Below are 11,887 nucleotides of genomic sequence, written 5' to 3'. Positions count from 1 at the left end.
GCGCAGGATCGCTGCCTCAGCTGACGATCCAGTGGTAGAGCGCAATCACCACCAGTACCGCCAGCACTGGCTTGGCGATGCGGTAGGCCTTGGGATGGCGCCGCTTGAACTTCTTCACGCCACCCCCGATGCGATCCCCAAACCTCTTGCTGAAGGCATAGGCCTGGTTGATGCCGCCGACGCGCTCCCCTTCGACGTTCTGCGGCGCCGTGGCGCTGCCGAGGAAACGGCTGACCGCCTGATTGACGCGGGTCAGCAGACGGTTGCGCAGCGGACGCTCGACGTCGCAGAAGAGGATGACCCGGGTCTGATCGGTCTCGTTCTTGACCCAGTGCACGTAGGTTTCGTCGAACATCACGTCTTCGCCGTCGCGCCAGGCATAGGGCTGGCCGTCGACATAGATGCGACAGGCGTCCGAGTTCGGCGTGGCCAGGCCCAGGTGGTAGCGCAGCGAGCCGCCGAAGGGATCGCGATGGGGATTCAGATGGCTTCCACCCGGCAGCAGGGCGAACATGGCGCCCTTGACGTTGGGGATCTGTCGCACCAGTTCGACGGTCCGCGGGCAGAGCGTCTGGGCGGAAGGTAGCGGCTCGCCGTACCAGGTCAGGTAAAAACGCTTCCAGCCCTTCTTAAAGAAGGAACCGAAGCCGGCGTCATTGTCCTTTTCCGCGGCGCGGATATAGCCCTCGTCGAACAGCCGCAGGGCTTCGACGCGAATCTCCTGCCAGTTGTCCTTGAGCACGTCCAGCTCGGGAAAGCGGCTGCGATCCAGATAGGGCTTGGACGGCACGCTGGAGAACAGGTACATCAGGGCGTTGTAGGGGGCGAACACCGCCGAGTGGTTGACCAGCTGGCGCAGGAAAGGCAGCCGAGCGCGTCCGCGAAGGTGGACGAAGAGCACGCTGGCAACGAAGAGCAGGACGATCGCGAAGGTAATCATGGGCGAATTGTGATCGGCAGCGCCCGAACCAGGGGCGGATAGGTAATGACCGCATTATTTCACCCCAGAGAAAGGCTTGCACTCGCTTCGTCGGCTGCGCAGGATGGACACCCTGGCGCGCGGCCGCTTTCGAGCCGCGCCCCCTTGGATGATCTAGACGAGTCGTATCGATGAGCATGTCCCTACGCGACCAGCTGCTGAAAGCCGGATTGGTCAATGAAAAGCAGGCCAAGCAGGCCGTCAAGCAGAAGCAGAAGCAGACCCGCATGGAGCATCGCGGGCAGACGGAAAAGGACCGCTCCCAGGAGCTGGCCGTCCAGCAGGCCCAGGCGGAGAAGCTGGCCAAGGACCAGGAGCTCAATCGCGCTCAGGAAGACAAGAAGAAGCGCAAGGCCGAGCAGGCACAGATCAAACAACTGATCGAGACCAGCCGCCTGCCCAAGCTGAGCACCGAGGACTACTACAACTTCGTCGACGACAAGAAGGTCAAGCGCCTGTCGGTCAACGTCATGATGAGAGACAAGCTCAGCAAGGGCAGCCTGGCCATCGTGCGCTACGAAGGCCGGTACGAGGTGGTGCCCCGAGCTACCGCCGAGCGTATCCAGGAGCGCGATCCCAAGCGGGTGGTGCTGCTCAACGTGCAGAGCGGCGAGCCGGATCCGGACGATCCCTATGCCGCCTATCAGGTGCCGGATGACCTGATGTGGTGAGTGGCCAGGTCAGGCGGTCTGCCTGACCAGCATGTAGATGCGGTAGACGGCGATGCTGGGGATCAGCTGCAGAAAGCCCGAAAGGGTCTGCAACGCGATCTCCGCTACCGCGGCCTCGGCGAAATGCTTGGTGATCCAGGCGTCGAGCAGCCAGGCCGGCAGGACCGTGGCCAGGATGCACGCCAGCAGGGTGAAGAAGTGTCCGCGGCTCAGCCGGAAGCTGCCACGCAGGGCGTCCAGCGGCGCCCGTCCCTCCAGCACCAGCAGATTCTCGGCGAAGGCCAGCTTGGCCATGATCAGAAAGCCCGGCACGATCAACAGCGAGAAGCCCAGCATCACCAGCCCCGAGGTCAAGGCCGCGAGGAGGGCGAAGCGTGGCCAGAGCAGCAGGGCGGCGCCCCAGACGCCGCTCAGGCGCGGGGTATTACCCTGGGTGCGTGCCTCCAGAAAGATCAGCAGGGCGGCGGTGTACAGCGGATAGCAGAGCAGGCTCACCAGCATGTCCCACAGGCCGCTACTGGCGCCGAAGCGTTCCAGCACCTGATAGCGCAGCAGGGCTTCGAGCAGCAGCCAGGGCAGGGTGAGGACGGCCAGGGGCCGCAGATTGCGGGCAAAGAAAGACAGCGAGTCGCGCAGGATATCGACAGGGTTCATGCAGCTCTTCCAGACGGGCAGGCGGGCAGTCTAGCAGGGCGACCCGTTCGTCCGCAGACGTTCGAGCATGGCCGCGCTGGAGGTGACGGTGGCGTATTCGCCGTGCAGATTGGCCATGGCCATGGCCATCGCATGGACCTCCTCGGCGCCGCGCGGCCGACCGGCGAAGTCGGTCTTGGCGAAGGTGTAGCAGGCGTCTTCGGCGACCCAGGTGGTGAAATCCAGATTGCCGGCGCTGCGCGCGGTGGCCTCCACCGAGTTCTCGCTGGCCACGCCGCAGATCAGCAGTGAGGCTATGCCGCGCTGGTGCAGCCAGCGCTCCAGGCCGCTGTTGGCGAAGGCGTCGGGGACCTGCTTGTCGAACACCGTCTCGCCGGGCAGCGGCGCCAGCGCCGGCTGGAATTGCACGCCGGGCTGTCCCGGCCAGAACACCGAAGTCGGACTGCGCGACAGGTGCCGGACGTGCAGCAAGGGTGCTCCGGCCTGGCGCCAGGCCGCCAGCAGGTCGCCCATGCGCAGCTCGGCGTCCGGGTGGTTGCGTGGGCCCAGATGGGGCGCGCGGATCCCCTGTTGCTGGTCGATGAGGATAAGCAGCGGCGGCATGGGCGAGTCTCGCGGGCAAAGCGGCAGACTCCCCCAGCACAGGCCGGTTGTCCAGTCACCGGCGCGGCGCTGGAACTCGTCACCCCGCTGTCCCTTCAGAAGAGAGAAGCTAAGGCGGGAAGGGCTGGCTGAATCCGCGCTGAACATAGCGCGGGTCCTGCTTGAAAAGCTGCTACAACGCCTCTATCTGGCATAGCAGCGCAGGCTGCTGCGCCTTTCGATATCCAGGCCGTTCCCAGGGGAAGGCCGCCAGTAGACCGTCTGCGGGAGGGTCATCATGCAACGCGAAGAAAGCCAGCTGATCGAAGGTCTGTTCGACCGTCTCAAGACCACGGAAGCCCAGACCGCACCCCGTGACCGGGAAGCCGAGGCGCTGATCCAGCAGCGCCTGCGCGAGCAGCCCGCGGCTCCCTATTACATGGCCCAGGCGATGCTGATCCAGGAGGCCGCCATCAAGCGGCTGGATCAGCGCGTCAAGGAACTGGAAAGTCAGATGGCCCAGGTCCAGCAGAATCGTCCAAGCAGCGGTGGCTTCCTCTCCAGCCTGTTCGGCGGTGGCAGCAGCCAGGCAGCGGGCGGTCAGGCACCGGCCAACGCCGCGCCGTCGCGCGGTTGGAATGACCCGGGTCCGGTAGCGCCGCGTCCCGCCAATCCGGGTTATGCCCAGCCCAATCCCGGCTATGCCCAGCCCGCACCCGGCTATGGCGCGCCCCAGGCTGCGCCTTCCCGCATGGGCGGCTTCATGGGCGGCGCGCTGCAGACCGCGGCCGGGGTCGCCGGTGGCGTGCTGGCGGCCCAGGCCATCTCGGGCCTGTTCCATCACTCGCAACCCGAGGAGATCGTCAACGTCATCAACGAGACCCCGACCGCCGACCAGGGCCTGGCCGATGCCGGCTCCCAGGGAGGCTGGGCGGACAACGCCAGCTACGACAATGGCGGGGGTTTCCAGGATGCCGGTGGCTTCCAGGATAACGCCGGCTTCCAGGACGCCGCCGACTATGGCGATACCGGCGGTGGTGGCGGCTTCTTCGACGACAGTGGCGACGACGATTCCTTCATCTAGGGGGTCGTACTCCGCCAGCCCTGGTGCCGTGAGGCGCCGGGGCTTTTTTATGCGCGTCTTCAGCTGGGCATGAGCGGCAGCGGGCGCTCGAAGGGCGTCGACAGCACCACCACGGTCCGGCTCATGCCGAACCGGGTCAGCTGATCGATGAGGCTCTCCAGTTCGCCCATGTCGCGTACGGCGACCCGCAGCATCAGGCAGTCTTCGCCCGTGACCCGGTAGCAGGCGAGCAGCTGGGGGAGGGCCTCAAGTTTCTTCAATACCGGGCCCTGGCTGGTGCTGTGCAGGCGCAGCGAGATCAGGCATTCGGTGCCGTAGCCCAGGGCGCGGCGGTCGATACGGGCGCCATAGCCGGTGATGATGCCGGCGTCTTCCAGCTTGGCGATGCGTTCGGCGATGGCCGGGGGGGAGAGGCCCAGCCGGCGACCTAACTCCGCGTAGCTGGCGCGGCCGTCCACCAGCAGCAGGTCGATGAGCCGACGATCAATATGGTCCATGTCCGTTTCCCTGCCTTCGAATCGAAGGTCTCCATCCCTAAAGTATGCTGAATCAAAGGCTGGTCGGCCGTTTCTCTCTTGACTGTAGCTTAGCCGGCGCATCACGCGCTTCTACAATGGCAGCCTGACCCCTCAGGAAGCTCTCGCGCATGGACACCTCCGCCTCGCCCTGCCTCGCGCCGCCACGCCTGCCCAGCTGGCTGCCGCTGCTGGCAGCCTTCTTCGCGCTCTATGTGGTCTGGGGTTCCACCTATCTGGTGATTCGCATCGGCGTGGCCCATTGGCCACCGCTGTTGATGGCGGGGCTGAGGTTTCTCATCGCCGGGAGTCTCCTGCTGGGCTGGTTGCGCTGGCGCGGGGCGCCCTGGCCAACGGCGCGCGAGACCGCCGCGGCCGCGGTGATCGGCATCCTGCTCCTGGGCGTCGGCAACGGCGGGGTGACCCTGGCCGAGCATTGGGGCGTGACTTCCGGTATCGCCGCCTTGTCGATCGCCACGGTCCCCCTGTTCACCCTGCTGTTCGGTCTGCTCTGGGGGCAGCGCAATACCCTGCTGGAATGGGCCGGCATCGCCCTGGGCCTGGTGGGGATCGCCCTGCTCAATCTGGGCGATACCATGAGCGCCACGCCGCTCGGGGCCGCGGTGATCCTGCTCGCCGCGGCGGCCTGGGCCTTCGGCTCGATCTGGAGTCGCTACCTGCCGTTGCCGCGTGGCGCCATGGCCAGCGCGGTGGAGATGCTGGTGGCGGGCGCGGTGCTGCTCGGCGCCAGCTACCTCAGCGGCGAGCGCCTGCAGCACTGGCCGGCCCTGGGTGGCTGGCTGGCGCTGGGCTATCTGGTGGTGTTCGGCTCGCTGATCGCCTTCAGTGCCTATCTTTATTTGCTGGGGCGGGTACGGCCGGCGGCCGCCACCAGCTACGCCTACGTCAATCCGGTGGTGGCGGTGCTGCTGGGTACCCTGTTCGCCGGAGAACGGATCGGTGCGGCCGAAGCGCTGGCCATGCTGGTCATCGTGGGCGCGGTGGTGCTGATCGGGCTGCCGCAGTGGCGACGGCTTTGAGAGCAGGCTAGGCTGGCGAGTCATCCAAGCGGAGTCCGCCATGAGCCAAGCAGTCACCCCCGCCTTTGCCGAAGAGCCGCTGGAGGCTACCGAGATCCGCGTCCTCGGCAGTCTCATCGAGAAGCAGCTGACCACCCCGGAAAGCTATCCCCTGACCCTCAATGCTCTGGTGCTGGCCTGCAACCAGAAGACCAGCCGCGAGCCGGTGCTCAACCTCACCCCGGGCGAAGTGGGGCAGGGGCTGCGACGTCTGGAGGAACGCGGCCTGGCCCGCCTGGTCATGGGCAGCCGGGCGGATCGCTGGGAACAGCGGCTGGACAGGGCCCTGGAACTCCCTCCACCCCAGTGGGTGCTCTGCGCCCTGCTGTTCCTGCGCGGGCCCCAGACCCTGGGCGAATTGCTGGCCCGCAGCGGCCGGATGCACGCCTTCGATGATATTGAGCAGGTGCGCCACCATCTGGAGCGGCTGATCGCCCGCGGCCTGGCCACCGGCCTGGGGCGACAGCCTGGCCAGCGCGAAGAGCGTTATCTGCATCTGTTCGGCAACGCGGCAGAACGCGATGCCCAAGTCGCGCAGCTGGGTAGTGCCGCCGAGAGCGCTACCCCTGCCGGCGGACGCGAAGGCCGGCTGGAGGCGCTGGAAGCCCGCATCGCCGCCCTCGAAGAGCGCCTGGCGCAGCTGGAAGAAGCCGCTCAGCGCGGATAGAGCGGTGGCAGGGTGTCGTGCACGGCTGCCGGCGTCAGCGGCGGCAGGGCATTGATCGCCTGCCATAGCGTCTCGCCCTGCCAGCGCTGACCGGCTTCGCTGTAGAGCGCCCCGTTGAGGTCGTCGAGCGCGGCGGCCAGGGGCTCGAAACGTGCCCCCATGGCCGCCAGGGTTTCCGGTTGCTGTCGGGCCCAGGCGTCCAGGGCATGACGGGTGACGTGGGGATCGTTGCTCTGGCAGGCGCGGCGCAGCTCTTCGCGCTGCAGGCGGCTGTCGAGATCGGGCACGGTCGGCAACACCGCCGGCTGACGGCGGGCGCGCCACCAGAGGCCGAAGCCGAGCAGGGTGGTCAGGGCGAAGAAGGCCGTCGCCAGCTGCCAGCGCCAGAGTCCCCGGTCACTGCCGGTGATCTTGGCCGCCGCTGATGCCACCGGTTGCAGCGTCGGATCCTCGGCGACCACCAAGGGCTGGGCGGGCAGGGTGGCGCGTTCGAGGGTATCGGTCTCGGTGTTCCACCAGACCACCTCCACCGGCGGCAGGACCTTGTCACCCGTGGATGTGGGAATCAGGGCGACCCGTTCCTCGCGTTGCCCGACCAGCCCGCGCGCCTGGGTCTGCAGCGACAGCCGCGGTTGCTCGGCATAGCGCTTCACGCCCTCGATTTCGGGCAGCACCAGCGGGGGGAGCTGACCGGGTGCCAGGCCTTCGGCACGCAGCTGCAGCGTGCGGGTCAGGGCGCTGCCCTCGCGGGCGTCTTCCGGCGCGGGATTCCATTGTTGCGTCAGGGTCAGGCTGCGCGCCGGCACCCAGGGCGTCTGCGGCGGATAACTGGCCGGTTGTGGCAGAACCTCCAGGGTCAGCGCCGGGGTGCGCAGCTGGATCGGCTGGCCAGCGCGCGAGCTGTCGTCGAGGCCACCGGCGAGGGTGGCGCTGAAGGTCTGGGGCGGCAGCACCAGGGTACCGCTCTGCAGCGGATGGATGGCGTAGCGCCATTCGATCACGCCATGCCGTACCCCCTCGACGTCGCGCTCGTAGACCTGGGGGGTGCCGAGCAGATCCACCCGCGCATCGCTGGGATTGGGCGGGGTGAGCACATGGTCGTCATAGAGCGCCACCGCGTGGTAGAGGCGGATGGTCAGGATGGTCTCCGCCTGCACATAGAGCCGGGTGCGCTCCACCGCGGCTTCCAGATAGACAGGGTCGCGGGTCTGGCGCCTGGCGGCGGTGGCCTCCACGGTAACGGTCAGTGGCTGGCTGCGGGCGCCGTCCAGGGTCAGGGCGGGAATGGTCAGGGCGCCACTGGCCTTGGGTTGCAGGGTCACGTTCCAGCGCGTGGTCACCCGCTCACCGGGCGGCAGGCTGTTCTGCCGCACCCCGAGCACGCGGAAGTCCTGCTCGAGCGGGCCGAGATCGGGCTTGCCGAACTGGGCGGGGTCGGTGGTCTCGAGGATGAGCTCCAGCGTCTCGTTCTGACTGAGCTGGTTGCGCTCCAGACGGGCGCTGAGATCCGCCGCCTGAAGCAGGGGCGCGAGCAGCGCGAGGGGCAGCAGCAACGGATAGGACTTCATTGCAGCGCGTTCTCCTCGCGTTGTTGTTGCTGGTACCAGAACTTGCGGCGCAGCAGCTCGGCCGGGTTGTCGGGGATCTCCCGCAGCCACTGTTCGGCCGCCTGACGCTGTTCTTCCGCCAGGGGATCTTCGGCATAGGCGGGACTGACGAGCCAGTCCGCGCCGGCCTGGGCCTGCTGCTGCGGGCTGGCCGCGGCGGTTGCAGCGGACGGCGGGGTACCGCTATTGGCCGGTTCGTCCGCCTGGGTGCTGCTCTGGCTGGCGTTCTGCGCCTTGCGACTGCGGGCGGCGGCCTCGGCCTGGGCTGCGGCGCGTTGGGCGAGCAGACGTTCGAGGCGATTGCGATTGCGCAGGGCGGGGGTCAGATCCGGGCGCAGCACCAGTGCCGCCCGGTAGGCGCGCAGGGCCTCTTCCAGGCGTCCGGCCATGGCCAGGGCGTTGCCGCGATTGTAGTGGCCGTCCGCCGACGGATCCCGGGCGAAGGCCGCGGCGGCGCCGCCGAAGTCGCCGGCGCGATAGAGCGCCACGCCGCGCCAGCGCTCGTCGCTGAAGAGCTCGGCGGCCGCGCCAGCCTGGTCGTCGGTCAGCAGCTGCAGGGCCTGCTGGTCGCGCCGTAGCCAGAGGTCGTCCCAACTGCCGGCCTGCGCCGGAGGGGGCGTCAGCAGCAGACAGAAGGGCAGGCTCAGCAGCCAGCCGCGGCGCGCGCCGCAGGCGACCAGGAGCAGCAGAGGCAGCAGCAACAGGTAACCCTGGTCGCGCCAGTCCGCGGGGGCCCGGCCGTCGCTGGCTCGCACAGCGCCGGGACGCTCCAGCAGGCCGAGACGGCGCAGGTCGCCGTCGTCACGCTGCAAGCGCTGATAGTGCCCGCCCAGTGCCTGGGCGACGCCCTGCAGGTGGCCTTCGTCCAGTCGAGCGATGCGGATGCCGCCGGCGGCGTCGCTCAGGTAGTTGCCGGTCTCGGCGGCCACCGGCGCGCCCTGGGGCGTACCCGGGCCGAGGATCGCCAGCTGGCGCAGTCGACCCTGCAGCTGGCGCTCGATACCCAGGCGCTCGCGGTCGTCCAGGTCGCTGGCGATGAGCAGCAACCGGGCACTGGCGCTGGGCGCCGGACCGAGCAGCTCCAGGGCCTGGGCGATCCCCAGGTCGGCGCGCCGCCCGGGCACCGGCATGATCGACGGCCGCAGCGCCTTGAGCAGGTTGTCCATGGTCGGCAGGTCGTCGGTCAGGGGCACCAGGGTGTGGGCGCTGCCGGCATAGACGACGATGGCGGTCTCGCCGTCCTGGCGCGCCTTGAGCAGATCCTGCAGCTTGCGCTGCACGGCCAGCAGGCGGTTCGGGGTGACGTCGGTGGCGAGCAGGTCGGGCGTCAGCGCCAGCACCACCACCAGCGGATCGTTGCGGCGAAAGCTCTGCGCTTCGCCCTGCTGCCAGCTGGGGCCGGCCAGCGCCAGACAGGCCAGCACCCCGGCCAGGCCCAGCAGCACCAGGCCAAGGGGCGAGCGCTGGCGATCGCTGTCACTGAGCAGCCAGGGTTGCAGCGCCGGAGGCAGCAGCGCCTGCCAGTGCCCGTGGCGATGCCGGCGTCGGCGCAGCGAGCCGATCACCAGGGCGACCGGCACCAGGGCCAGTAGCCAACCGGGACGCAGGAACAGCGGCAGCCAGTCGTTCATCGGGCCTTGCCTCCACGCTGCCAGCGCTGCGGCCACGGCAGGCGGCCGAGCGCCAGGGCCAGGCCGAGCAGCAGCGCCCCGGCCAGCGGCCAGGGATAGAGTTCACGGGTGGGACGGGCCTGGTCCGGCTGCTGGCGGATGGGTTCGAGGCGATCGAGCTGGCGCGATACGGCGGCCAGCTCGGTGCTGGATCTCACCCGGAAATAGGCGCCGTTGGTGACCTCGGCGAGGTGACGCAGCATGGGTTCGTCGAGATCGCTGGGTGTCGCGCCGGCGCCCAGGGTGTCCGGATCGGCACCGATGCCCAGGGTATAGACGCGTACCCGCTCGCTGGCCGCCAGGCTGGCCGCCACCTCGGGCGTCACCACGCCGCCGTTGCTGGCGCCATCGGTGACCAGGATCAGGGTGCGGCTGTTGTCCGGCCGCTTGCGCAGGTGCTTGACCGCCAGACCCACGGCGTCGCCCACCGCCGTGTTGCGCCCGGCCAGGCCGATCTGGGCTTCTTCGAGGAGGGCATGCACGGTGCGTCGGTCGGCGGTCAGGGGCGCCTGCAGATAGGCCTGGGAGCCGAACAGGATCAGGCCGACACGATCGCCCTGGCGACTGTCGATGAAGCGGCCGAGCAGTTGCTTGACCAGCGTCAGGCGGCTGACACTCTCGTCGCCCAGCGGCATGTCCGGGGTGTCCATGGACCCGGAGACGTCCACCGCCAGCAAGAGGTCGCGCCCGCTTACGTCCAGCGGCTGGGGTGGTCCCACCCATTGCGGGCGCGCCGCGGCGGCCAGGATCAGTAGCCAGCCCAGCAGAAAGGGCAGCAGGCGGCGAGTGCCGCTCAGGCCGCCGGTGTGACGGATGCGTCCGCCCAGGTGTTCGAGTTCACCGAGGAATTCCACGCGCAGGGCCGCCTGGCCGCTGTCGGCCGCGGGCAACAGCACGCGCAGCGCCCAGGGCAGCGGCAACAGCAGCCACAGCCAGGGCCAGGCGAATTCAAACATGCTTGCGGATCCAGGTGGCGACGGCGTCCTGCAGGCCGTCGATGACGCGGTCATTCAGGCGGCAGTCCGGGCGATAGCCGCCGTCCACCAGAATCATGTAGCGCGTCAGGCCGGCCGCCGGGCAGCGCGAATCGAGAAAGGCCAGCCAGTCGCGGCCGCTCAGGGTCTGGCTGAGCTGATCCGGATAGCTGGCGCGGCAGAGGCGCTTGAGCAGCGCATTCAGCGCCTGCAGCCAGGGTCCGGCCGGCGCGCCATAGGGACGCGGCAGGCGGGCCAGTTCGGCCAGGGCGGTGGTACGCAGATCCTCTTCGGTGGTCGCCTCGACGGGGAGCGCGCTGTCCAGCGGCCGCCGGCCGCGACGGTGGCGCAGAAAGAAACCCAGGGCCACCACGACCAGCAGCAGCAACCACCAGCCCGGCGCCGGTGGCCACCAGGCCGGTTCCGCTGGCAGCCGCAGCGGCTCCAGCGTCGGCAGGCCGGGGGTCACGAGGTGTACCCCGGGCGATGTTGCCGCAACAGGTGCCGCAGCTGTTCGACCAGATCGTCCGCCGTGGACAGCGGCAGCAGCGGAATGCCCAGGCGCAGGCTGAGTTCGGTCCAGCGTTCACGACGCTGCGCGGCCTGCTCGGCATAGCCCTGGCGGACGTCGGCGCGATCGGTATCCAGCTCCACCTCGGCCTGGCCGCTGGTGAAACGCAGCAGGCCGGCCTGGGGCAATGCATGATCCAGCGGATCGGAGAGCGGCAGCAGGACCAGGTCACTGTGCCGCGAAAGCAGGGTGAGGTGCTGCTCGGTGGCCACGTCCAGGCTGCGCTCGTCGCAGATCACCAGCGCCAGGCTGCCGGGACGCAGCACCTCGCGAGCACGGCGCAGGACCTGGTTGAAGGTGATGCGCGGCACCTGGGCCAGGGCCGGGTCCTGCAGCGCCCGATTGGCGTTGACCAGGTGATCGAAGAAGCGCAGCAGATTCTGCTTGCTGCGCCGTGGGCGCACCTCGTGCAGGCGTTCGCCGCCGAAGATCATGCCGCCGATACGGTCGTTGTGCTCCAGTACCGCCCAGCCGATCAGCGCGGCCAGCCGCCCGGCCAGCACCGACTTGAATTGCTGGCGGGTGCCGAAGAAGGTGCGTGGACTCTGCTCCAGCAGGAGATAGACCGGGCGCTCGCGCTCTTCATGGAACAGCTTGGTATGGGGTTCGCGGGTGCGGGCGGTGACGCGCCAGTCGATGGCCCGGACGTCGTCGCCGGGCTGATAGGCGCGCACCTGGTCGAAATCCACCCCGCGGCCGCGCAGGCGCGAATGGTGCAGGCCGATCAGCGGGCTGCGGCGTCCGGCGGCGGAAAACAGCTGCACTTCGACCACCCGGTGGCGCATTTCGATGAGCTCGGCCAGGCTCAGGGTCACGCCGTTGCGCTCGGCCATC

General features: G+C 68.8%; 13 protein-coding genes. 4 read left to right on the top strand and 9 right to left on the bottom strand.

The features are described from left to right. Positions 1-16: 16 nt before the first annotated feature. Positions 17-940 (bottom strand): aspartyl/asparaginyl beta-hydroxylase domain-containing protein, encoded by a 924-nt coding sequence (locus BGI51_RS22915; RefSeq protein ID WP_133862376.1) that lies wholly within the window; start codon positions 938-940, stop codon positions 17-19. A gap of 170 nt (positions 941-1,110) precedes the next feature. On the opposite strand from BGI51_RS22915, the gene BGI51_RS22910 reads away from it, so the two are divergent. Continuing rightward, complete coding sequence (locus BGI51_RS22910; protein ID WP_133862375.1) at positions 1,111-1,650, top strand: DUF2058 domain-containing protein; 540 nt, start codon at positions 1,111-1,113, stop codon at positions 1,648-1,650. Between the two features lie 9 nt (positions 1,651-1,659). On the opposite strand, the gene BGI51_RS22905 is transcribed toward BGI51_RS22910, so the two are convergent. Together BGI51_RS22905 and BGI51_RS22900 are read right to left on the bottom strand one after the other, a co-directional pair. Further along, positions 1,660-2,304 carry a YciC family protein gene (locus BGI51_RS22905; protein WP_187979875.1) on the bottom strand — a complete coding sequence of 215 codons (645 nt, stop codon included), beginning with the start codon at positions 2,302-2,304 and terminating at the stop codon, positions 1,660-1,662. A gap of 30 nt (positions 2,305-2,334) precedes the next feature. Further along, positions 2,335-2,907: a cysteine hydrolase family protein gene (locus BGI51_RS22900; RefSeq protein WP_187979874.1), complete on the bottom strand. Its 573-nt coding sequence runs from the start codon at positions 2,905-2,907 to the stop codon at positions 2,335-2,337. Positions 2,908-3,184: 277 nt separating this feature from the next. Between BGI51_RS22900 and BGI51_RS22895 the strand changes: the two genes are divergently transcribed. Further along, a complete protein-coding gene (locus BGI51_RS22895; protein WP_187979873.1) occupies positions 3,185-3,970 on the top strand; it encodes a DUF2076 domain-containing protein in 786 nt (261 codons plus the stop codon). A gap of 59 nt (positions 3,971-4,029) precedes the next feature. Here BGI51_RS22895 and BGI51_RS22890 read toward each other — a convergent pair whose 3' ends face one another. After that, positions 4,030-4,467: an Lrp/AsnC family transcriptional regulator gene (locus BGI51_RS22890; protein ID WP_187979872.1), complete on the bottom strand. Its 438-nt coding sequence runs from the start codon at positions 4,465-4,467 to the stop codon at positions 4,030-4,032. A 149-nt stretch (positions 4,468-4,616) separates the two neighbouring features. Here BGI51_RS22890 and yedA point away from each other — a divergent pair, with 149 nt between their 5' ends. Both yedA and BGI51_RS22880 read left to right on the top strand, forming a co-directional pair. After that, the gene (gene yedA, locus BGI51_RS22885; protein WP_133862370.1) at positions 4,617-5,525 is read left to right on the top strand and encodes a drug/metabolite exporter YedA; all 909 of its coding nucleotides are present in this window, start codon (positions 4,617-4,619) and stop codon (positions 5,523-5,525) included. Positions 5,526-5,565: 40 nt separating this feature from the next. Then, a complete protein-coding gene (locus BGI51_RS22880) occupies positions 5,566-6,231 on the top strand; it encodes a YceH family protein (RefSeq protein ID WP_187979871.1) in 666 nt (221 codons plus the stop codon). Here the strand turns inward: BGI51_RS22880 and BGI51_RS22875 are convergent. The 5 genes from BGI51_RS22875 to BGI51_RS22855 are packed head-to-tail and all read right to left on the bottom strand — an operon-like array spanning position 6,219 to position 11,886. Then, positions 6,219-7,799, bottom strand: a complete 1,581-nt coding sequence (locus BGI51_RS22875) for a BatD family protein (RefSeq protein WP_187979870.1) — start codon at positions 7,797-7,799, stop codon at positions 6,219-6,221. The genes BGI51_RS22880 and BGI51_RS22875 overlap by 13 nt on opposite strands. Beyond that, entirely contained in the window at positions 7,796-9,469 is a 1,674-nt protein-coding gene (locus BGI51_RS22870) for a tetratricopeptide repeat protein (RefSeq protein WP_187979869.1), read from the bottom strand. The genes BGI51_RS22875 and BGI51_RS22870 overlap by 4 nt, the downstream gene beginning before the upstream one ends. Further along, complete coding sequence (locus BGI51_RS22865) at positions 9,466-10,464, bottom strand: VWA domain-containing protein (protein WP_187979868.1); 999 nt, start codon at positions 10,462-10,464, stop codon at positions 9,466-9,468. Before BGI51_RS22865 ends, BGI51_RS22870 begins: the two co-directional genes overlap by 4 nt. Next, positions 10,457-10,951 (bottom strand): DUF4381 domain-containing protein, encoded by a 495-nt coding sequence (locus BGI51_RS22860; RefSeq protein ID WP_187979867.1) that lies wholly within the window; start codon positions 10,949-10,951, stop codon positions 10,457-10,459. Before BGI51_RS22860 ends, BGI51_RS22865 begins: the two co-directional genes overlap by 8 nt. Continuing rightward, on the bottom strand, positions 10,948-11,886 hold the full coding sequence (locus BGI51_RS22855) for a DUF58 domain-containing protein (RefSeq protein WP_133862364.1): 939 nt from the start codon (positions 11,884-11,886) through the stop codon (positions 10,948-10,950). The genes BGI51_RS22860 and BGI51_RS22855 overlap by 4 nt, the downstream gene beginning before the upstream one ends. Position 11,887 lies beyond the last annotated feature (1 nt).

This window comes from Pseudomonas oryzihabitans (genome assembly GCF_014522265.1).
In the GTDB taxonomy this organism is placed as follows: domain Bacteria; phylum Pseudomonadota; class Gammaproteobacteria; order Pseudomonadales; family Pseudomonadaceae; genus Chryseomonas; species Chryseomonas aestiva.
Note: the sequence above shows the minus strand (reverse complement) of the source record. Positions and strands in the feature narration are given on the sequence as shown.